Source organism: Aureimonas sp. AU40, from assembly GCF_001463785.1.
GTDB lineage: Bacteria > Pseudomonadota > Alphaproteobacteria > Rhizobiales > Rhizobiaceae > Aureimonas.
The window spans coordinates 48,032-69,874 of the sequence record NZ_BBWL01000004.1; the positions used below are offsets into that span (position 1 = coordinate 48,032).

At 68.5% G+C, this 21,843-nt stretch carries 17 protein-coding genes; 8 read left to right on the forward strand and 9 right to left on the reverse strand.

The features are described 5' to 3' along the window. Positions 1–3: 3 nt before the first annotated feature. The 5 genes from AUL32_RS01835 (at position 4) to AUL32_RS01855 (ending at position 7,456) form a co-directional block, all read left to right on the forward strand. Entirely contained in the window at positions 4–2,199 is a 2,196-nt protein-coding gene (locus AUL32_RS01835; protein WP_062111239.1) for a GumC family protein, read from the forward strand. Next, positions 2,192–3,544 (forward strand): O-antigen ligase family protein, encoded by a 1,353-nt coding sequence (locus AUL32_RS01840; protein ID WP_062111241.1) that lies wholly within the window; start codon positions 2,192–2,194, stop codon positions 3,542–3,544. Before AUL32_RS01835 ends, AUL32_RS01840 begins: the two co-directional genes overlap by 8 nt. Then, complete coding sequence (locus tag AUL32_RS01845; protein WP_062111243.1) at positions 3,541–4,983, forward strand: oligosaccharide flippase family protein; 1,443 nt, start codon at positions 3,541–3,543, stop codon at positions 4,981–4,983. The genes AUL32_RS01840 and AUL32_RS01845 overlap by 4 nt, the downstream gene beginning before the upstream one ends. Beyond that, the gene (locus AUL32_RS01850; protein ID WP_062111245.1) at positions 4,980–6,083 is read left to right on the forward strand and encodes an acyltransferase family protein; all 1,104 of its coding nucleotides are present in this window, start codon (positions 4,980–4,982) and stop codon (positions 6,081–6,083) included. The genes AUL32_RS01845 and AUL32_RS01850 overlap by 4 nt, the downstream gene beginning before the upstream one ends. A 143-nt stretch (positions 6,084–6,226) precedes the next feature. After that, on the forward strand, positions 6,227–7,456 hold the full coding sequence (locus AUL32_RS01855) for a hypothetical protein (RefSeq protein ID WP_062111247.1): 1,230 nt from the start codon (positions 6,227–6,229) through the stop codon (positions 7,454–7,456). Between the two features lie 13 nt (positions 7,457–7,469). On the opposite strand, the gene AUL32_RS01860 is transcribed toward AUL32_RS01855, so the two are convergent. Continuing rightward, positions 7,470–8,456, reverse strand: a complete 987-nt coding sequence (locus AUL32_RS01860) for an NAD-dependent epimerase/dehydratase family protein (protein WP_062111249.1) — start codon at positions 8,454–8,456, stop codon at positions 7,470–7,472. Between the two features lie 192 nt (positions 8,457–8,648). Between AUL32_RS01860 and AUL32_RS01865 the strand changes: the two genes are divergently transcribed. Together AUL32_RS01865 and AUL32_RS01870 are read left to right on the forward strand one after the other, a co-directional pair. Then, positions 8,649–9,587, forward strand: coding sequence for a glycosyltransferase family 2 protein (locus tag AUL32_RS01865; RefSeq protein ID WP_062111251.1), 939 nt, complete (start codon positions 8,649–8,651; stop codon positions 9,585–9,587). Continuing rightward, positions 9,577–10,524, forward strand: a complete 948-nt coding sequence (locus tag AUL32_RS01870; RefSeq protein ID WP_062111253.1) for a glycosyltransferase — start codon at positions 9,577–9,579, stop codon at positions 10,522–10,524. Before AUL32_RS01865 ends, AUL32_RS01870 begins: the two co-directional genes overlap by 11 nt. On the opposite strand, the gene AUL32_RS01875 is transcribed toward AUL32_RS01870, so the two are convergent. From AUL32_RS01875 to AUL32_RS01910, 7 genes are all read right to left on the reverse strand, one after another. Next, positions 10,521–12,002: a lipopolysaccharide biosynthesis protein gene (locus AUL32_RS01875; protein WP_062111255.1), complete on the reverse strand. Its 1,482-nt coding sequence runs from the start codon at positions 12,000–12,002 to the stop codon at positions 10,521–10,523. The genes AUL32_RS01870 and AUL32_RS01875 overlap by 4 nt on opposite strands. Positions 12,003–12,007: 5 nt before the next feature. Beyond that, positions 12,008–12,961 carry a glycosyltransferase family 2 protein gene (locus AUL32_RS01880; RefSeq protein ID WP_062111257.1) on the reverse strand — a complete coding sequence of 318 codons (954 nt, stop codon included), beginning with the start codon at positions 12,959–12,961 and terminating at the stop codon, positions 12,008–12,010. Then, positions 12,958–13,683, reverse strand: coding sequence for a glycosyltransferase family 2 protein (locus AUL32_RS25530; protein ID WP_192847406.1), 726 nt, complete (start codon positions 13,681–13,683; stop codon positions 12,958–12,960). The genes AUL32_RS01880 and AUL32_RS25530 overlap by 4 nt, the downstream gene beginning before the upstream one ends. A 202-nt stretch (positions 13,684–13,885) precedes the next feature. Beyond that, a complete protein-coding gene (locus AUL32_RS01890; RefSeq protein ID WP_082659076.1) occupies positions 13,886–14,686 on the reverse strand; it encodes a WecB/TagA/CpsF family glycosyltransferase in 801 nt (266 codons plus the stop codon). A gap of 8 nt (positions 14,687–14,694) precedes the next feature. Next, entirely contained in the window at positions 14,695–16,119 is a 1,425-nt protein-coding gene (locus AUL32_RS01895) for an exopolysaccharide biosynthesis polyprenyl glycosylphosphotransferase (RefSeq protein ID WP_062111263.1), read from the reverse strand. Between the two features lie 893 nt (positions 16,120–17,012). Further along, positions 17,013–18,566 carry an L-piperidine-6-carboxylate dehydrogenase gene (gene amaB / locus AUL32_RS01905; protein WP_062111267.1) on the reverse strand — a complete coding sequence of 518 codons (1,554 nt, stop codon included), beginning with the start codon at positions 18,564–18,566 and terminating at the stop codon, positions 17,013–17,015. A 249-nt stretch (positions 18,567–18,815) separates the two neighbouring features. Beyond that, positions 18,816–20,099 carry an NAD(P)/FAD-dependent oxidoreductase gene (locus AUL32_RS01910; RefSeq protein WP_062111269.1) on the reverse strand — a complete coding sequence of 428 codons (1,284 nt, stop codon included), beginning with the start codon at positions 20,097–20,099 and terminating at the stop codon, positions 18,816–18,818. Positions 20,100–20,128: 29 nt separating this feature from the next. Between AUL32_RS01910 and AUL32_RS24940 the strand changes: the two genes are divergently transcribed. After that, positions 20,129–20,269 (forward strand): hypothetical protein, encoded by a 141-nt coding sequence (locus AUL32_RS24940; protein ID WP_156421289.1) that lies wholly within the window; start codon positions 20,129–20,131, stop codon positions 20,267–20,269. Between the two features lie 83 nt (positions 20,270–20,352). On the opposite strand, the gene hglS is transcribed toward AUL32_RS24940, so the two are convergent. Beyond that, complete coding sequence (gene hglS / locus AUL32_RS01915; protein WP_062111271.1) at positions 20,353–21,768, reverse strand: 2-oxoadipate dioxygenase/decarboxylase HglS; 1,416 nt, start codon at positions 21,766–21,768, stop codon at positions 20,353–20,355. Positions 21,769–21,843: the final 75 nt, after the last annotated feature.

Here is a 21,843-nt window from a genome sequence, read left to right on the forward strand (position 1 = left end):
GCCATGCTTCACCGCGTCCACCCCGCCGCGCACACGCCCGAAGCCGGCTCGGCGATCCTCTCGCCGACCGAACTCCTGGTCCAGATTTGGGGCATCGTCCGGCGCCATATGCTGCTGATCGGCGCGGCGGTCGCGGTGAGCCTCGCTCTTGCCGTGATCTATCTCCTGCTTGCGCCGCCCCAGTTCACCGCGACGGCCACCATGGTGATGGACGCGCGCCGCTCCACCACGATGATGAACCCTTCGGTCAGCGCCAACGTGGCCGAAACGCCGCTCGACAATCCGACCGTGGAAAGCCAGCTGGAGATCCTGCGCTCGGAAAACATCGCGCTCGCGGTGGTGCGTCAGCTGAAGCTGGACGAAGACCCCGACTTCACCCGGCCGACCGGGCTCGGCGCGATGAAGCGCAGCCTGCGCTCGCTCGTCTCCTCCGGCGAGCCGCCGACGCCGGAGCAGCGCCTGCGCGCGGCGGTGGCCGAGGTCGACAACAATCTCTATGTGCGCCGCATCGGCGTCACCTTCGTGTTCGAAATCAGCTTCACCTCCACCAGCCCGCAGCTCGCCGCCGAGGTCGCCAACGCGGTGGCCGACGCCTATGTCACCGACCAGCTCGACGCCAAGTACCAGTCGACCCGCCGGGCCGGCGTCTGGCTGCAGGAGCGCCTGGCCGAGTTGGGCGCCCAGGCCTCCGAGGCCGACCGCGCCGTGGTCGACTTTCGCGCCACCAACAACATCGTGGATGCCGGGGGCGGGCGGCTCTTGTCCGAACAGCAGCTGACCGAGCTGAACACGCAGCTTTCGACAGCGCGCGGCAATGCCAGCGAGGCGCGCGCCCGGCTCGACCGGGTCGAGCAGATGATCGGCTCGGATCTGGCCGACTCGACGCTGACCGACGCATTGCGCAACGAGGTCATCATCAAGCTGCGCAACCAGTATTCCGAGCTGACCAAGCGCGAGGCAGACCTCGCCAAGCGCCTGGGGCCGCAGCATCAGGCCGTCGCCAATGTCCGGGGCGAGATCGCGGAAGCCAAGCGCTCCATCAACGAGGAACTGGGGCGCATCGGCGAGGGCTATCGCAGCGACTACGAGATCGCCCGCGCGCGCGTCGCCACGATCGAAGCGAGCCTCAAGGAGGCGATCGGGCAGTCCCAGCTTTCCAGCCAGGCGCAGGTCCAGCTTCGGGCGCTGGAAAGCTCGGCCCAGAGCTACCGCGCGCTCTACGACAGCTTTCTTCAGCGCTACCGCGAGACCGTCCAGCAGCAGTCCTTTCCGCTGACGGAGGCGCGCCTCATCACCAGCGCCTCGCCGCCGGGACAAAAGAGCAAGCCGCGCACGTCCATGACGCTGGCCGGGGCGCTGGTGCTCGGCGGCATCGCCGGCTTCGGCCTCGCCTTCCTGCGCGACGCCACCGACAAGACGCTGCGCCGGCCGAGCGACGTGGAGCGCCAGCTCGGCGTTCCCTGCATCGCCAGCGTGCCCGCCGTCGAGACCGTGCGCGGCAAGGAGGCGGGCGGGCTGCGCGAGGTCGTCGCCCGGCCCATCGCGCGCTTTGCCGAGTCCATCCGCGCCATCAAGGTCGCGGTGGATTTCCACCCGACCGAACGCGGCCCGCAGATCGTCGGCTTCGTGTCGGGCCTGCCGGGCGAGGGCAAGACGACGCTGGCCGCCAATTTCGCCGAACTCGCCGCCCAGTCCGGCGCCCGCACGGTTCTGGTGGACTGCGACCTGCGCAATCCCTCGCTGACGCGCCGTCTGGCGGGCTCGGCCCGTGTTCGCCTCACGGATCTGCGGGACGGGACCGCCGCCGCCCATGCCATGCTGCGAACGCGCGACGGACGACTCGACTTCCTGCCGGCGGTGCAGCTGGAGGACGGCATCAGTTCCAACGACGTGTTGTCCTCGCGTGCCATGGCCGAGACGCTGGCCCATCTCAAGCAGCACTACGACTATGTGGTGGTGGACCTGCCGCCGCTCCTGCCGATCATCGACGCGCGCGCTTCGGCCGACATGATCGACTGTTTCGTGTTCACCGTGGAATGGGGCGGGACACTGATCGACAATGCGCGCCGGTCCCTGGAGCTCTCGGCCCGCATCCAGCGCAGGACCGTCGGCGTCGTGCTCAACAAGGTCGATGGGCGTCAGGCCAAGCGCTATTTCGAATACGAATACGCGCCCGGCAAGAGCGCCTATTATGGCTAGAGCGCAAGCCGGCTTCGCCGGCGGCCGGGTGGCCGGGGCAGGGGGCGGGGTGCAATGGGAGCACCTGCGCTACGCCGCCTTCGTCGGCTTCTTCCTGATGATCTGGTTCTTTCCCAATCCGAACGCCGTGAGCTTCCGCGAGGACCCGGGCGCCGGGCGGGAGGGAACGTTTCTCGTCCAGCTTCTCTGGTTCGGGACCTTCGGCTTCGCGCTTCTCAACGTCCAGGACCGCTGGGGAGACGTGCGCCAGCAGTTCGACCTGACGCTGATCCTCCTGCTCGGCTGGTGCGCGGCCACCGTGCCGCTCGCGATCCTGCCCGACGTGTCGATGCGGCGCTACATCTTCACGCTCGTCGCCATGCTCGTGGCCATCCTGTGCATCGCGACGCCCCGCCGAAGCGCCTCGATCCTCTGGCTCTTCCTCGGCATCATCCTGGCCGAAACGCTGACCAAATATGTCTTCGTCTTCGCGATTCCCGAGTTCGGGAAGCACGGCCTGTTCGGCGCGGAGCCGCAGCTGAACGGTCTCTGGAAGGGTCAGTTCGCGCACAAGAACATCGCCGGTCCCGTCTGCGTCTTCGAGCTGTTCATCCTTTATGCGGCCCGCGGGCGGGTCCAGAGTTCCTGGCTCGTGCTGCTCGCGGTGCCGCAAGTCCTCTTTCTCGTGATGTCTGGGTCCAAGACCAGTCTGGCCCTGCTCGTCGCCGTCTTCATTCTGTCGAAGGTCGTGCTCCAGACGCGGTCCTTCATCGTCATCCTGCTGACGGTTTCGTCGGCGGTGTTCGCGATCAACGCGCTCACCATCCTGTCGACGCTCAGCGATTTCTTTCATGAGGTCGCGAGACTGGTGATCGGCGACGCGAGTTTCACCGGGCGCACCGATGTCTGGGCCATGCTGATCCGCTATATCGGCGACAATCCCTTCATGGGCGCCGGCATGCTCTCCTTCTGGCAGATCGGCCCCGCCTCGCCGGCGGCGACGGACGGCAACACCTGGGTGTCCGTCGCCGCCTACGGCCATCAGGGCTATCTCGACACGGCGGCGACGATCGGCCTGCCCGGGCTGACGCTGGCGCTCCTTTTCCTGATCCTGCGCCCGGCTCTCGACCTCGGCCGCATCGACCGGACGGACACGCGGCTGCTCGGCATGTACGTGTCCTTCTGGCTCTTCGGCCTGCTTCACAACGGCACGGAGTCCAACATGCTCGGCCGCGCCGACAATGCCTGGCTGTTTCTGGTGATCGGCATCGCCGGCATCCGGCGATGCCGCGTCGAGAGCGCGGCCCTCAAGGCCGCGCCATCGCCCGCGCGGCTTCCCTCCGGGCGTCAGGCAGGCCGTGCGTGACCAAGCACGCCATCATCTATCTCCTGGCCTTCGCGGCCCCGGGGCTCGTCGGCTTCGTGTCGTTCGGCATCTACACCCGCGTGCTGCGGCCGGAGGACTATGCCGTCTATTCCGTCGGCGTCAGCCTCGCCTATCTCATCGGCACCGTGCTCTACGGCTGGCTGCGCTTTGCGCTCGGGCGCTACCAGTCCGAAGCGCCGCGCACCGACTTCATGCCCTTCACTCTGCGCGCCTTCGGCGCGCTGACGGTTCTCGCCATTCCCGCGATCGCCGTCGCCGTTCTCCTGTTCTTGCCCGACCTGCCCGTGCTCGCGCTGGCCGCGATCCTGGCGATGACGGCGGCGCAGGCGCTGTTCGACATCACGCAGGAGGTGCGCCGGGCGCGCCACGAGTCCGCCGCCTTCGCCCGGCTCAGCATCGCGCGCAGCCTCGTCAGCTTTTCGCTCGGCACCAGTGCGGCGCTGCTCTTCGCCTCCGGCTCGGCCGTTGTGGCGGGCATCGCCGCAGGCTTCGCCCTCGTCTCGCTCCTGTCCCTCCATCGCCTGCTCGCGCCGGGGAGGGGTGTGCGCCCGCAGAGCGATGTCATCCGCCGCTTCTGGCGCTATGGCCTGCCGCTTTCTCTGTCCGGCCTCGTCTTTGCGGGAAACGCCACGCTGGCGCGGCTGATCGTCGGCTGGATGCTGGGCGCGGCGGCAGCCGGCCATTTCGGTGCCGCGCTCGATGTGACGAGCCAGCTGACCGGCATCGTCGCCTCGGCGGTCGCCGCGATCGTCGGGCCCATGGCCATCCGCGCCTATGCCGATCAGGGGCGGGCGGGCTCGAGCACGCAGCTCGCCACGGGCGCGGAGCTCTTCCTCGCCGCCATGGTGCCGACCGTGGTCGGCCTCATGATCGTGGCGCCGGTCTTCGGCGAGGTGGTGGCCGGCAAGGAGTTCGAGGCGGAGATCGCGCTGCTTCTGCCGCTTCTGGCGCTGTCGCGCGGGCTCAACGCCTTCGCGCAGTTCTATCTCCATATCGGCTTCCAGATCGTGGAGCGTCCGCTTCGGCAGGTGGCCTGCGGGGCGGTGACGCTCGCCACGAACCTCGTCGCCTCGGTCATCCTCATCGGGCAGTTCGGCGTCCTCGGCGCGGCCTATGGCATCGTGATCGGCGACGTCACGGGCGTCGCCGTCTCCATCCTGCTGCTGAAGCCAGTGTTTCCCATGCCCATACCCGCGCGCAGCTTGGCGCGCGTCGGCCTCTGCGCTCTGGTCATGCTGGCGGCCTGCCTGCCGGTGCTGAACGGCCTTTCGCTGCCGGCCTCCCGCCTGCTCGGGTTAACGGTCGTGACCGGCGCCGTCGCCTATCTGCTGGCCGCCCTCGCGCTCGATGTCGCCGGCGCCCGCAGCGACTTCCTGCCCCAGGCGGTTCGCCGCCTTCGCGGAGCCCTCGGTTCATGACCCCTTCGACCCAGCGACCGGCCTATTTCGAAAGCCTCGATCTCGTCCGTGGTCTCGCGGCCCTTGTCGTCCTGGTCTACCACACCGACTTCATGTTCGGTCTGCGCGGCGGGCTTCTGCCGGGCGGCTATGTCGCGGTGGACCTGTTCTTCGTCCTCAGCGGCTTCGTCCTGTCGCTGACCTATGGCGGCGCTATTGCCGTGGGCGACATGAGCCTGCGGCGCTTCCTGATGCTGCGCGTCGCCCGCCTTTATCCGCTCTTCCTTGCGACGACCGCAGTCGGTTTCTTCGTCATGACGGCGCGGTTCGAGGCCAATGACGGCTGGATCGACACCGCGCGCCTCGTCCCGACCGGGCTCCTCAATGCCCTGATGCTGCCGAGCTTTCTGGAGCCGCAGGGCAGGGACACGCTGTTTCCCTTCAACGGCGCCACTTGGTCGATCTTCTTCGAGATGGTCGCCGGCCTCCTTTTCTTCGGCCTTCTCGCCCGGCTGGACGATCGGCCGCTGCGGGCTTTCGCGCTGGCCGCCGGCCTCGGCCTCGTCGCCGCCGTGTTTCACTATGGCAGCGCCGATATCGGCTGGGGCACCGCGAACTTCACCGGCGGCTTCGCCCGGGTCTTCTTCTCCTTCGCGGTCGGCATGTGCCTGCATCGCCGCTACGCTGCGCATCCCTGGCGCACGCCGCGCTGGCTCTTCTTCGCGCTTCTGGCTCTCGCGCTCGCGCTGGTGCAGTTCAAGGGCGCGCTCGGCCCAGCTGAGATCTACGATCTCGCGATGGTCGGCTTTCTCATGCCGCTCCTCGTCGCGGCGGGGGCCGGCGCCTCGCTCGGGCGTCGCCTTAGCTGGCTCGCGCGGCGGCTGGGGGACATGTCCTACGGCGTCTACCTCAACCAGGGCTCGCTCATCATCCTGGCCGCAGGCGCCAGCCAGGCGCTGCTCGGCCGCCGGATCTTCGATCTCGGCCCCTGGGTCGGTTTCGCCTTCGCGGGTTTCGTGATGCTGGTGTCGCTCGCGACCTTCCACGGATTCGAAAACCCCGCGCGGCGCCTCTTGCGCCAGCGCCGGCCCCGGCCCGCCGCCGGCAAGGCGCGGGCCTGAAAGCCCGGCGCGACGATCGCAAGCCCGTCCGGTCGCTTCTCGGAGCGTCCGGGCGTTCGGAATGGGAATGAAGGCCCGATCACGGGAAGGGATGCGCGAAAGCGATGTCTCGACCTTGCCGGGCAACATGGAGCATGCCTCGGATGACCAGGAGCCATCAGCCGCGCCGCTTGTCGCGCGAGAACGGGGAGGGGAGAGGACGGATCGCGTCGGTTCAGTCCGTCGTCCTGCCGGAAGACAGCCTGGTGAAGCGCATCCCGAGCCGCCCGCCCGAGTTTCGCGGCCCGGATTTCGACGCGCGCTTCGACTTCTCGACACTGATCTTCGACGCCGTCGGCAGCGCCGACGGGCGCACGGTGCGCCTTCTCTGCCCGGCGCTTCTGAACCTTCGCGAAGCCCTGGTGCGGGCGATCATCCGCGCGCGCCCATCCGGCCAGCCCTGCCGCTTCACCCATCGCCAGCTCGACCGGCACGAGGATATGCTGGTGGAGGTGGAGCCCGGCACGACCGCGCTGGAGATCGCCTCGGATCTCGGCACATTCGCGGTCGAGGTCAGCCAACCCCGGTTCGACTGGTTCGCCGGCGAGCGCGTGCTTCTCACCCTGTCGAAGAACAACGAACTCGTCTGGCTTCAGGACTGGGCGCGCTTCCATCGCGACCGCCACGGCGCGACGGCGCTGCTGCTCTACGACAACGGCTCGACCCGCTATGGCGTGGACGAGCTTCTCGCCGCGCTCGAAGCGGTGGAGGGGTTGAACCGCGTCGTGGTGGTGCGATGGCCCTTCCGGCATGGTCCGCCCGGCCATGGGTCGAAGCGCTACTGGGACTCCAACTTCTCCCAGCTCGGCATGTTCGCCGACGCGCGCTGGCGCTTTCTCCAGAGCGCGCGCTCGGTGCTCAACTGCGACGTGGACGAGCTCGTCATGTCGCGCTCCGGGGCCTCGATCTTCGCCGCCACGGAGCGCTCGCGCTCGGGCGTCACGTCCTTCTTCGGGGACTGGGTCTTCGGCATCCAGGACGTGACGCGCGATCTCGACGACAGCCAGCCCGCGCGCTTCACCGACTACCGACACGCGCTGGCGCCGGTCGTGACCTATCGCTACGGCCTGATTCCGCGCCATCCCATGCGCTGCAATCCCAAATGGGCCGTGGTGCCGGCCCGCTGCCCGCTCGAGGCGCAGTGGCACACGCACACGATCAACGGCTGGTGGCGCGCGCGCCTCGTCAGCCGCGACTTCCGCTTCCGGCATTTCCGCGAGATCAGCACGAACTGGAAATACGACCGCTCCGAGCGCGAGCGCTTCGACCCCTCGCGCCACGCCGAGGACCCGATGATGCGGGACCATTTCGCCCGCGTGGATTGGGCGCGCTGATGTCTCGCTCGGGTCAGGGCGGCGAGTGCACGCCATGGGGATAGCGCGCCTTGAACCAATCGATGAAACGCCCGACCCCGACTTCCAGGCTCACGCTCGGCCGGTAGCCATGGTCGCGCGCCAGCGCCGAGATGTCGGCCGCCGTGGCCCGCACGTCGCCGGGCTGCATGGGCTCGGGCGCGCGGATCGCCGGGCGGCCGATCGCCCGTTCCAGAAGCTCGATGAAGTCGGTCAGCGCCACCGGCCGCCCGCTGCCCAGATTGTAGATCCGGTGCGGGCGCTCCTCTGGCAGGCGCAGCGGCTCCATGGCGACGCTGAGAAGGCCCGCCACGATGTCGTCGACATAGGTGAAGTCGCGCCGGAGATCGCCGCCGTTGAAGAGCGGAACCGGCCTGCCCGCGAGGATGCGGTCCGCGAAACGCCACGCCGCCATGTCGGGCCGCCCCCACGGACCGTAGACCGTGAAGAAGCGCAGCCCCACCTGGGGGAGGCCGAAGAGATGGGCGTAGCTGTCGCTCATCAGCTCGCCCGAGCGCTTCGTGGCGGCATAGAGCGAGGCCGGGCGGTCGGCCGCGTCGCTTTCGCGAAACGGCAGCGCCGCGCCCGTGCCGTAGACCGAGGAGGACGAGGCATAGACGAGACGCGGCATGGGCCGCAGATGCCGGCAGGCCTCCAGAACCGCGAGATGGCCGAGAAGATTGCTGCCGGCATAGTCGAACGGGCGATCGATCGACTGGCGCACGCCGGCCTGCGCCGCGAGATGGATCACCACCTCCGGCGCCTCGCGCCGCACGAGATCGGCCAGCGCCGTGGCATCCGTGATGTCGAGCGCGTGAAACGCGAAGCCGGGCAGAGGGCTGAGTTCGGCCAGGCGCGCGCGCTTCAGCGCGGGGTCGTAAGAGGCGTTCAGATTGTCGATGCCGACGACGCGCGCCCCCTCGCTCAAGAGCCGGCGGGCGAGGTGGAAGCCGATGAACCCAGCCGCTCCGGTGAGGACCATTTTCGCCAAGCTCAATCCCTCAACGCTCGCCCCGCCGGAAGCCGGCGGGCTTCCCTCCCGCCCACAGGTGGCGATGCTCTCATAGGTAGAGATTTGCACGGATTCGCTTTATGATAGGTTGCGGAGCCGCGAGGCGGTCCGGCGACCCGGCCGGCTCCGCTTGCTTCTCCCCCCGTCTCAGGAAGGACGTCCATGCCCGGCGCTGAACTCGTTGTGGTGGCTATCCCGACCTGTCGGCGCCCCCGCACCCTTCGGCGCTGCCTGGAGGCGCTGGCCGAAATCGACCATGCCGGGCCGCTGCGGGTGATCGTGGCGGAGAACGACACGGTGGGGCGAGAGGGGCTGGCCGTATGCGAGGCGATGGTCGCGGCGGGCTACCGCTTTCCGCTTCAGGTCGTGCTGGCCGAGGAGCGGGGCGTCGCCTGCGCGCGCAACGCGCTGGTGCGCGCCGCGATCGCCGATCCGGAGGTCTCGCACATCGCCATGATCGACGACGACGAATGGCCGGGGCCGGACTGGCTCGGCCATCTCCTTGCCGTGCAAAGGCAGGAAGAGGCCGATGTCGTCGGCGGCCCGGTGCAGCGCAGCTACGAAGTGCCGCCCGCGCCGCATGTGCTGAAAGCCGCCGAAGGCGCCTATGGCGCGCTCGGGACGGGGCGGGTGGATCTGGTGGACGCGACCAGCAACATCCTGTTCGATGCCGCCGTGTTTCGCCGGCGGCCCGATCCCTGGTTCGACCCCGCCTATACCCTGCTCGGCGGCGAGGACCGGGACTTCCTGATCGGCCTCGCCTTGGCCGGCGGTGTCTTCGCCTGGTCGCGCGAGGCGGTGGTCCGGGAGGATTATCCCGCCAGCCGCTGCTCGCTCGGCTGGATGGTGCGCCGCGCCTATCGCGGCGGCAACACCGACATGCTCATCAACCTCAAGCACCGCCCGCCGAGCTTCACGCTTTTGCGCGAGGGCTCCAAGATCGGCGGCGCGCTCGGTGTTTCGCTTCTCAACATGACGCTTCTGGCCTGGAAGCCGGAGCGGCGCGTCGCCGGGCTGCTGCTGCTCGCCCGTGTCGGCGGCAAGCTCGCCGGGCTCGCCGGGCTGCGCTACCAGGAATATCGGACGATCCATGGCGGCTGACCCGCGAACCCCGATTTCAAGCGGGCAGGGCGGGGTCGCCGTCGTCATCGCCGTGCGCAACGGCCTTCCCTTCATCCGCGAGGCGGTGGAGAGCGCCTTGGCGCAAGGGCCTGCGCTCCGCCAAGTGCTGGTGGTGGACGATGGATCGGACGACGGCACGCGCGAAGCCGTGGCGGGTATGGCCGACGAACGCGTTCGCCTGCTGCGCAACCCAGGCCGGGGCGTCTCCTCGGCCCGCAATGCGGGGGCGGCGCGCGCGGAGGCCGAATGGCTCCTGTTTCTCGACGCTGACGACCGTCTGGCGCCCGGCGCCCTCGCAGCGCTTCTCGACACGGCGCGCGGCGACCCGTCGGGCCCGGTCGCCGTCTATGGCGACTACGAGCGGATCGCGGCGAACGGGCGCGCCTTCGGGCGGCGCCATCTCCTGCGCGGCAGGCGGGCCAAGCCGAGCGGGCGGATTCTAGGCGATCTGCTGCGCGGCAATTTCATCATCAATGGCGGCGTGGTGCTGGTGCGAGCGGAGAGCTTCGCGGCCAGCGGCGGCTTCGACCCTGCCCTGTCGCTCTGCGAGGACTGGCACCTCTGGTGCCGGCTCGCCGCGCTCGGACCTATGCTCTACACGCCGCGCCATGTCATGGACTACCGCGTCCATGGCGCGAGCGTGATGATGGGCGGCCATCGGCGCTTTGCCGACTTTCAGCCGGCGCTGGAGCGCATCCATGCGGACCCGCTGATCCGAGCCGGGGCCGATCCCGCCCGCCTTCCCGCCATGCGGCGGGAGGCGGAAGTGGCGCTCATGACCTATTGCGCCGCGCAGGCCTACCGCAACGGTGCCCGTTGGCCGGCGCTCCGCCTAGCGCTCGGTGCCATCGCCCACCACCCCCGACGCGCGCCCTATGTGGCGGCGCGCTTCGGCGGGGCGATGGCGAATTTCTAGGAAAGAGCGGCGTCGCCTTTCAGCTGCTTCGGCCGCCGCGCGAAGCGCAGGAGATCGGCCAGCAACCCCGGCCAGAGCACGACCGGCACGGCATAGGCCACGAGGCCGATAGGCACCAGCGCCGCGATGCGCAGCACATCAGGTAGGGCATCCAGCAGCGCGGAGTGGCGGAGGCCGAGAAGCGCGGCCACCATGAGGAACGTGCAGACGGCGGAGGGCAGGAGCGCCCGCAGGGCCTCGCTTGCGCGCAGCCCCGTTGAGCGACCGAGCAGAAGCAGGGCCAGCGGCACGGAGGCGATGTTGCGGCAGACATAGCCGATCGCCACCGCCTCGACGCCCCAGCGCGCGGCGGTGAAGGCCACCAGAAGGCTCAGCGTCAGGTCGAACAGGCTGAGAACGAGAATGCTGCGGCCTTTCCCCAGCGCAATCAGAATCGAGGGATTGTGGAAGGTGATGGGAAGCGGCAACGCCGAAAAGGCGAGGATCTGCGCGATCGGGATGCTCGTTGCCCATTGCGGCCCGAACAGGAATGGCAGCGCTTCGGGGGCGATCAGCGCGGCACCGGCGAAGGCGGGGTAGATCAAGAGCGCGGTTAGCTGGAGCACGCGCAGATAGGCCCGGTTGCGGGCCGGGGCGTCGGACTGCAGCGCCGAGAAGGACGAGAGCGCCACCGACGATAGGGGGCGGATGCTGACGTCGAGGATCAGGTCGAGATAGCGAGCGCCGATGCGATACAGGCCGAGCGCGGCGGTGCCCAGAACCGAGCCGATGATGAGATCGAACGTCTTGGGGATCGCCATGTTGACGAAGGTCGAGGACGCCAGCCAGACCCCGGCGGCAAGCTGGCGGCGGGCGATCGGGAACGAGAACCGGAAGGCCGGGCGATAGCCGTTCCAAAGCCAGAGCAGGCCGCTGTTGAGGATCGAGAAGGTCAACCGCTGGAACACCAGCGCATAGACGCCGAAGTCGAGCGCGATGAGAAGAACCGCGACCAGACCCGAGGTCACGGTCGCCAGCATGGTCCGTTTGGTGAGGAGCGCGAACTGAAACTCCTTGCGCATCAGCGCTTCGGGGTTGACGCCGATCGCGTAGATGAAGGTCGACACGGCCAGGATGTGCATGATGGGCACGAGATCGGGCGTGGCGAAGAGATCGGCGGCGAACCCCGCTCCTAGCCATAGCGCCGTCATCGCCGAGAGGCCCAGAAACACGCTCAGCCAGAACGACGTGTGCAGTTCGACCTCGGACAGGTCCTTGCGATAGATCAGGACGTCGGTCAGCCCGGAGCGGCCGAAAATGTTCAGGAAGTCGATCAGGATGGTGGCGATGGCCACCGTGCCGAACTCGGCCGGGCTGAGATTGCGGGCGAGGATCGCGAAGACGAGGAAACCGAAAAGCTGCTGACCGACCGAGCCGCCGAGGCTCCACAGCGTTCCGGCCAGCGCCTTCGATTTGAGATTGTGATGGGGCGTTTGCATGGGGTTTATCGTGTCAGCCGGCGTCGGATGGCGCTAAGGGCGCCGGCCACGACCGAAGGGTGCCGGGCGGCATGGGAAAGGGCCCTGGGCGATCGGCGGCGCATGAGATCGAGAAACTCGCCATAGGCGGCGCGCGTCTCAAAGAAGGCGATGCGCTGTTGCAGCAGCGCGCGCTCGCCGGGTGACAGCCGCCCGCCATGGGTTTGCAGAAGGACTTCGTTCGCTCGAAGGGCGGCTCGAAAATCCTGCCGCGTCTGCGACAGGTGCGAGGTTTGGCCGGAGACCGGGCCTCGACGCGGCGTGTAGACATAGCCCGCCTCCGGCACGATCTGGAAGCGCGCGCCCTCGACGAGGCATCGAAACAGGAGATCGAAATCCTCGGCATAGCGCTGGTCTTCGGCGTAGACGAGCGCGTGCCGGGCCAGGAAGGCGCGGCTCCAGACCGGCTTCAGCCAGCCATAGGGCGTGCGGTCGGCCGACAGGTCGTGTCGCAGAAGGTCTTCGAGCGAGAGCGTCACCGGCTCCTGCATCTCGGGATAGGCCGTCGCGACGACGGCGTTGCAGCCGAGATCGAAGATCGCAAGATCGTCCGCGACCATGTCGCAGCCCTGCTCTCCGGCAAAGCGCGTGAGATGCGCCAGCCGCGTCGGCTCGAAGCGATCGTCGGCGTCCAGAATGGCGATCCATTCGCCTGCCCCCAGCGCGAAGCCGCGATTGCGCGCGGCCGAGGGGCCGCCATTCCGGGGGAGGCGAACCGGGCGAACCCGCACGTCCTCCTCGGCCAGCCGCGTCGCGATCGCGAAGCTCGCGTCCGTAGACGCGTCGTCCACGATGACGACTTCGAGATCGACAAGGGTCTGCGCCAGAACCGATCGAACGGCGGCTTCGAGGCAAGCCTCGCCATTGAAGACCGGGATCACGACGGAGACGCAAGGGGCCTTGGGGGGAGCGGGCGTCATGCGATCTCCCAGACCCGGCCATAAGTCTCGATCAAGGCCGCGAACTGGGCGTCGTTGGCCGAGCCCTGGGCATCGTTCTCGAGATAGAGGGCGCTCGACTGGCTGCCGTTCCAGTTTCGAAATCGCACCTTGCGGCCGACCTTCTGGAACTGGAGGCCCGCTCGCCGGGCCATCACGTAAAGCCACATGTCGTCCGCGCTGGGCGCCAGGCGGCGCGCGGCGTCGATGTCGAGCACGTCGGGATGCAGCAGTGAGGGCACATAGACCACGCCGCCGAGGCCCGTGGGAAACAGCGTCGGCGCCGCTTTCTTCTCCGGCGTGTTCTGTCGCCATGCGCCATAGGGACTGACCTCGCCCGTGGCGTCGAGCGCGATCTCATGCGTGCGAAAGCACGGGATCGCCCTTTCGTTGGCGCGGGTCAGACCTGCGGTGAGTTCGGCCAGCCAGGTCGGCCAGTAATAGGCGTCGTCGTCGGTGGTGACGACATAGGCCTCGGGATGCTCTTTGAAACTGGTGCAGAACTTCTTGTAGGAGCGGACATCCTCGCACGGGGCGATCCTGAGGCCGGCCTCTTGCAGTGCCAGGACATCGCGCGGAAGCGCGGCGTGATCACTATGCGCGATCCAGAGCACGATTTCGTCGGCCCGGACGCTCTGCGCCAGAAGGCTTTTCAGCGTCGAGGCAAGGGTCGCGAAGCGTGGGGGATAGGAAGTCAGGGACACGACGAGCGGACGCTCTAGCCCATGCGGGCGGGCGCAGCTTCGCTGGCTTTGCCAGCGCCGGTCGACTCCCCAGCGAACGGCCGGGTCCGATGCCGTCAGGACATGTCCCTTGATCTCTCGCAACGCGGCACGGAAGGCCATGGAATTCACACTTCAGGTCAGGAGATGGGCCGAGGCCAGGGACGAGAGGCAGGCGCGGGGGTCAGGCGCGGCGCGCCCGCTGCCTCCAGGCGCGCCGGGCGAGATGCCCGGCCAGGAACGGCGGCTCGACGAGGTAGCGATGCGCCATGCGGCGGGGATCGGCGCCGAGCCGGTGTAGCCATTCCAGCCCCCAGCGTCCCATCCAGCGCGGCGGGGTCGGCTCGAAGCCGGCGAAATAGGCGAAGGCCGCGCCGCCAAGGCCGATCACCGGCACGTTCAGCCGCGCGCGAACCGCTTCCACGAAGCGCTCCTGCCGGGGCATTCCCATGCCCACCACCAGGAAATGTGGCCGTGCGGCGTTGATCGAGGCGACAACCCCTTCCAACTCCGCCGAGCCCGGCCGCATGTCGAAATAGCCCGAACGCCCCTTGATGCGCAGCCCCGGCCAGCGGGCGCGGGCGCGCGCCAGCCCGGCCTCAAGCACCGCCTCCGAATGCCCGAGCACGAAGACGCCCTTGTTCTCCTCGGCGGCTCTCGCGAAGCTGTCCGTCAGCCAGTCCACCCAGGTCGTGCGATGGGCTCGAGAGACGGCGTGGCCGCGCGCCTTCAGCATCCAGACCACCGGCATCCCGTCCACGATCACCAGCGTCTCCGGCCGCGCCAGAAGCTTGTCATAGGCGGGGTCGACATGGGTGACGTAGAGCCCGTGCAGGTTGGCCCCGGCCACGACGATCTGCATGCCCGCCGGCCTTTGGCGGAAGATCTCGTCCAGAAGCTCAGCTTTGGTCAGCGGGTGGAACCGCAAACCAAGCTCGACGATCTCGCGTGGGAAGAGAGGGGCGGGCGGGGCAATGTCTGGCATGGGGCGGGTCAGCCGGCGTTCCGATAGGCCTGCGGCGAGAAGGCCGTCATCAGGATGATCTTGAGATCGAGCAGGAAGGACCAATGGTCGACATACCAGAGGTCGTGCTCGATCCGGTCCGACATCTTCTTCAGCGTGTCGGTCTCGCCGCGATGGCCGTTGATCTGCGCCCAGCCGGTGATGCCGGGGCGGATGTTGTGGCGGCGGTGGAAGAGCTTGATCTCCTTGGCGAAGGTCTCGTTGAGCGCGATCGGGTGCGGGCGCGGGCCGACGATCGACATCTCGCCGAACAAGACGTTCAGGATCTGCGGCAGCTCGTCCAGATTGGTCCGGCGCAGGATGGCGCCGACGCGGGTGATGCGGGGGTCGTTGCGCGTCGCCTGCCGGAAGGCCGCGCCATCCTCCATCACCCGCATCGAGCGGAACTTGAAGACGCGGATCGGCTGGTTTCCATAGCCGTGGCGGGACTGGCGAAAGAAGACCGGCCCCTTGGAATCGAAGCGGATGGCGAGCGCGATGCCAATGAAAAGCGGCGCCAGGAAGATCAGCGCCGCGAGTGCGGCCGTGAAGTCGAATCCGCGCTTGAGCGCGAGCTGAAGGCGCGACAGCGGGCGGTTGCGCACCACGGCGGCGGGAAGGCCGGCGAGCCCATCGCCCTTGGCGCGCCAGAGCGGGCTTTCGGGATGCGGCAGCACCTCCACCGTCACCGGCGTTTCGCTGAGATCGTGCAAGAGCCGGTCCACGAGATCGCCGAGTTCGGCGGAAGTGTGGACGAGCACCTGTTCGACGCGCGCCGTGCGACAGGTTTCCACGATGGTGCGCAGCGTCGCGGCCTCGTCTGCCCGCTCCGCGCCGGCCAGCGGCAGACGCGCCACGACATGGCAGCCGCGCGCCGACAGGCGGCCCTGCAGGCGCGGGTCGGGCGACACGTCGCCGACGATCATCAGGCGCTGACGCTCCACCCGCCCTTGAGCGAGACGAGCGCGCACGAGGCGCTGAAACCCGCCGCGCAGGCTGAGGATCGCCAGCGCGCTTGTGGCAAATTGCGAGACGAACGTGCCGCGCGAATAGGACTCGTCGAAACGCGTGACGAACAGGACCGCCAGCAGCGCGGCGAAGACCCGCAGCACGGTGACGAGACCCGACCAGAGAAAGCCGGGACCGGGCTCGATGGCGCGGTCGTAGCTGCCGCGCGCGAGCGACATGCCCGCCACGCCGAGCCCGAGCGCCGCGCCGATCAAGGACGTGACCGACCGGTCCGGATGCCATTCCAGCGCATAAGCCCAATAGAGATCGGCCGTCGCGACCGCGACCAGCGAGACGGCCAGCGCCTCGCCCAGCGCGAAACCCTGGCTCAGCCGCGCGAAAGGCAGCATCTCGGCGCCTTCGCGAAGAAGGGCGCCGTCCTCTCGCACCACTTGGTTCGATGTCATTCTGCGCCCTTCGATGGAGATTGGCCCCACCCGGTGGAGCGGTCGGCACGACGTCGCTGTCGTTAACTCTGGGTTAACGTATCGCGGTCTCTCCTTCGCCAATACAGCAGGCGAGCATGGCAGTCATGCAAACAAAATGATCGACAAATTGAATGTAATTTGGGTGATACTTAGAAATTTTTGGAATGTATTTTAAAATTTGGAAATATAAATTAGTAATGATACTTATATCATGTAAATGAATTGAGAGAGTAAGACAGCCGCTGATAGAGCGGGGGCGTGCGCAACTCTCGCAGGTAAAGCTTCGCTCCTACGCCACTGCCGGACAAGCCGCTCACAGACCGTCGCGAACGCCCAAGCGCTCCCGTGCGTTCGACCTTTGACGCGGCATGGAAGAGGCGGAACAGGGCGCCTGGCCCGAGCGGGTGGCACACATCACGACCCGTCGGCGTCGGGGAGATGCTTGGCGAAACGCCAGTCGTTGACGATCACGTGCCTATTCGGCGCCTGCGACCTATCGGCTTCTTACAATTGGAAAACGTATAGAAGCCGCTCAGGGGCACCGCGCAGGCAAGGACCGGCGCGGTGTAAAGCGCAGCGATTGCGGGATCCCGCTGCATTCGGAAGGCATGCGTGCGCTTGCGCCTCCCATCCTGCGCCCGTTCTCGCGTTCGAACTCGCTCCACACCGCTTGGCTCCGCTCCGGCGTACGGTCGAGCGCGATGTCTGGGGTGGCCTCTTGGCGCGGGTCATCGAAATCCGACACGCCCGCGCCCAGCACCATCATCGATCACCGACGCGCTCACACGCGCCGGCCTTCATTTTGATCTCGACTATATCCGACACCGCCATCGCCGAGCCGACCCGCTGAGAGGTCGAGCCCCGGGCGCCCGTCAGGCCTCCGCCGATCCACCGTCGACGTCGAACCGCACGCCCTGCGCCAGCGGCAGCGAGCGGCCGTAGTTCACGGCATTGGTCTGCCGCCGCATATAGGCCTTCCAAGCGTCCGAGCCGCTTTCGCGCCCGCCGCCCGTTTCCTTCTCGCCGCCGAAGGCTCCGCCGATCTCCGCGCCGGACGGGCCCATGTTGACGTTGGCAATGCCGCAGTCGGAGCCCGCCGCGGAGAGAAAGCGCTCGACCTCACGCATGTCGGTGGCGAAGATCGAGGAGGAAAGGCCCTGCGGCACGCCGTTCTGCAGCGCGATCGCCTCGTCCAGCGTCTTGTATTTCAGGACATAGAGGATCGGCGCGAAGGTCTCTTCCACCACCGGCCCGGTCTGCGCCGGCATGATGACGAGGGCCGGGCGCACATAGAAGGAGCCTTGCCCGTTCACGTCCACCCGCTCGCCGCCATGCACGGTGCCGCCGGCCGCGCGAGCCGCCTCCAGCGCGCGGCCCATGCCCTCAAAGGCCGCCTGATCGATCAGCGGGCCGACCAGCGCGTCGCCCGCCACCGGCGAGCCGACGGAGATGGTCGCGTAAACGCGCTTCAGCTTCTCCACCAGCGCGTCGTGGACGCTTTCATGGACGATCAGACGGCGCAGCGTCGTGCAGCGCTGACCCGCCGTGCCCATCGCGCCGAAGGCGACGGCGCGCAGCGTCAGGTCGAGATCGGCCGAGGGCGTGACGATCGAAGCGTTGTTGCCGCCGAGCTCCAAGATCGAGCGGCCGAAGCGCGCGGCGACCGCCTGCCCGACCGTGCGGCCCATGCGGGTCGAGCCCGTGGCCGAGACGACGGGAACGCGGCGGTCCTCCACCAGGGCCGCACCGATCGAGGCGTCGCCGATCAGGAGCGTCGAAAGGTGCTCCGGCGCATCCGGGCCGAAGCGCTTGGCCGCCTTCTCGAAGATCGCCTGCGTGGCGAGAGCCGTCAGCGGCGTCTTTTCGGAGGGCTTCCAGATCACCGGGTCGCCGCAGACCAGCGCCAGTGCCGCGTTCCAGGACCAGACCGCGACGGGAAAGTTGAAGGCCGAGATGATGCCGACCGGGCCGATCGGGTGCCATTGCTCGCTCAGGCGATGGTCGGGGCGCTCGGAGGGCAGGGTCAGCCCGTAGAGCTGGCGCGACAGGCCCACCGCGAAGTCGCAGATGTCGATCATCTCCTGCACTTCGCCCAGGCCCTCGGACACGACCTTGCCCGCCTCGATCGTCACCAGACGGCCGAGCGTGTCCTTGTGCGTGCGAAGCTCCTCGCCGAGCAGGCGCACCAGCTCGCCGCGCCGGGGCGCGGGCACGAGGCGCCAAGCGTGGAAAGCGGCCTCGGCCAGCCCGATCGTCTCGCGCGCGGCCTCCGGGTCGGTCTCCGGCACTTCGGCGATCACCTCCCCGGTGATGGGCGAGCAGACACGCCGCGCGCCGCCCGAGAAGGCGGCGTCTGCGAGGCCGAGGGCGCGCAGGAGGCCCATGGTTTCCTCGCGCAGCGAAGGGGCGGACGGGGTCTGAAGCATGGAACCTCCTGAAGACTGGATGCAGCGGCCGGGCCGCCGGAAGAGGGCGGAGCCCGGTGAAAAACTCGGCCGGGTCGATGCCGCGGATTGCCCCCGCCGTCGCTCCGGCGCAAGTCGCGCCTCGCGCCCGGCCGAATGAAGTTTAGGCAGTGGTCGCCGATGCGCCCTCGCTTTACGCAAGTTCTGCGCACCGCGAACGGCGAAAAATCCTCTGGCAGATTCTTCGGCGTCGAACGTCGAGGCGCCCCTTCAGAACCGCGCGCCCGTGGCATGGGCCAGCTGCGCGCCGATCTCGTAATAGGCCTCCCGCGCGGCGCGAAAGCGCACGGGCCGGATTTCGCTCGTTGCCAACGGCATCTCGTCCGGTTCGATCTCGCCCAGCGCGAGCTGCGCCAGGGCGCGGCCGAACACGGTGCCGGGCGCGATGCCGCGCCCGTTGTAGCCGCTGAAGCCGAAGACCTCCCGCGCCGGCCGGTGAAAACGCGGCAGGCTGTCGGCGGTCATGCCGATCTGGCCGTACCATTCGGTCTCGAAGCCGACGCCCTCCAGCTGCGGAAAGAGCTTGGCCATGGCTCGCTTTCCCCATTGCCGGTGGATCGGCCCGCCCGTTCCGCGCAGGGCGCCGACGGAGCCGAAGACGAGGCGGCCCGCTTGGTCGAAGCGGAAGGACGACAGGATCTCCCGCGTGTCCCATGCGCCCTGCCGCTCCGGCAGAATGGAACGTTTGAGATTGTCACTGAGCGGCTTGGTGGCAAGGTTGAAATAGGGGAGGCGGACCAGCTCCTCGCGGATTTCAGGCCAGATCCGGCTGGTATAGGCATTGGTCGCGAGGATGATCTTTGGCGCGCGGACCGTGCCGCCGGGGGTCTGCAGCGTCCAGAGGCCATTGCTATCGCTCGCCGCCGTCACCGGGCTTTGCGTGTAGAGGCCGGCGCCGGCCGCCAGCGCCGCACGGGCCAGCCCGCGCGCATAGGCGAGCGGCTGGATCGTGCCGGCGCGAAGGTCGAGCAGCGCGCCGCTATAGGCCGAGGTGCCGATCTTCGCCGCCGTTTCCGCCGCATCGAGAAGCCGCACCGCCGCGCCGCGCGCCTGCCATTGCCGGGCGCGGGCCTCAAGCTCGGCCAGCCCCGCTTCTCCCACGGCGCAATGCAACGTGCCCTGGCGCTCCGGCTCGCACGCCATGGCGTGTCGCTGCACGAGGTCGAACACCGCGCTCGGACCCGCGCCGAGCAGCGTCAGCAGCCGCTCGCCCGCGTCCTCGCCGAGCGTTGCCGGCACGTCGTCCGGCATCACCCAGAGCCCGGCATTCACCAGCCCGACATTGCGCCCCGAGCCGCCGAAGCCGATCTCCTCGGCCTCCAGAACCGCCACGCCGCGCCCGGCCTCCGCCAGATGCAAGGCGGCCGAAAGCCCCGTGAAGCCCGCGCCGATCACCGCGACATCCGCCGTTATGTCGCCCGCCAGCGCGCCGGTCACTGGGGCGGGCGTGGCCGAGCGCTCCCAAAGGCCGTGGCTTCGCGGATCGTTCTTCATGCGGAGCACCCTTGCGCGGGAGGAGGGACATGCGCGAACAGGCCAGCCTTGGCCGCGACTGGCTGCTGCCGATCAGCCGCGCGATGGATCGCACTTTCCTTCTTTTCACGAAGGCGGGGACTCATCGGTGCCGTGCGCGCGGCTGGGCGAGCGAAGGCCCGCCGACTTGACGGAATATGACGAGCCGCGCCTTGGCTCCGAGAACGCCAACCCGCACCCAAATCTACCCAGAAGACCCGTCGCATCGCCGCCGTCAGGCCACGGCGCGGGACTGGGCCGGGCTGAGCCGAGCGGCGAGATGTGCCAGCGAGCGCGCTTCGGCCTGTTCGTAGAGCGCGAACTCGTCGGCCACGCTGGCGCCCAGCGCCGCCTCGAACGCATCGCGGCTGGCATGGCCCTCATAAGCCCGCTGCTCGGCGCCGCCGAGATTGGACTGGAAGATGCCGGCCGCGCTGACGGGGAGGAAGTCCTCGTAGACGATGGGGTCGGCCACGACCGCGCCTTCCGCCACCAGCCTGTCCAGTGCGGCGGCGTCGAGCGGGCCGCTGAAGGCGGGAGATGCGCCCTCGCGCAGGCTGTAGCGGAAAAAGCCGAGACCTTGCCGGCGGATCTCGTCGTAGCTGTCGGGGAAGCGCCGGAACGCTTCCGTCAGTCGCGCGGCATAATCGGGCCCCTCGCTGCCCGCGCCGCGCGTCTCGCGCACCTCGGCGAGCAACGCATCGTAAAGCGCGCGGCCCTTGCGCGTCAGCGCTATGCCGCGCTGCTCGATCTCGCCGAACCGGGCGGTGTGCGTTCCCTCCACCGCGCCTGCCGCGCCGCCGAAACGGATCGGCTCCTCCAGCGCCTTGAAGCTGGTCTGGCGCAGGAGGATTGGGCAGGCGCGCGTCGGCGGCCCTTCCACCACGGTCTTGGCGGCGATGCCGCGCTCGGGCATGCCGGTCTGCACCGCGTCGATGTCGAGCGTGCGGGGCGTCAGATGGTTGATGTGCGGTCCCTTGAAGCTGACGACGTCGGCGATCAGACGATGCGCGTCGTGCAGCCGCTTGTAGGTCGCGGCGTCCACCGTCGCCTCGCCATGCCAGCGGAAGGTTTCCACCGCCTCGCGCACGAAGCGTTCGGCCTCGTCCCGCGTCAGGCCGCCCGCCGTCTCGCTACGCTCGATCAAGGCCAGCGCGCCGGGCGTGAAGATGGCGCGCCGCTCCAGGATCGCCGCCGCCTCGGCCCGCAGCTCATCGTCTTCTATCAGTTCGAGACGCAGGAGCGAGGTGAAGACGCGAAACGGATTGCGCGACAGGGCGGCGTCCGTCACCGGCCGGAAGGCGGTGGAATGAACGGGAACGCCGGCAACCGACAGGTCGTAATAGCCGACCGGCTCCATGCCCATCACGGCAAACAGCCGGCGCATGGTGAAGAGCTCCTGCGCCGTGCCGAGCCGGATCGCGCCATGGCGCTCCAGATCCAGCCGCTCCAACTCGTCGGCCCGCGCCAGATCGGCCGCGAGCGCGGGGTTGGCCCCAAGCACATCCGCGTTCACGTCCCGCACCAGCGCCATGAGCGTTCCGTATTGCGGCACCTCTTCGCGATACATGTCCGACATGGCCCGCGAGAAGAGCGTGCGAACGTGATCGCGGGACACAAGCGCCGAGGCGGAGGACGGAGAATCGGTCATGGACCTGTCGCCTTTCGGGAAGGGCGCAGCCGAACGGGCGCGCGCCAGAGCATGCAAAACCGGCATGAAGGTGTG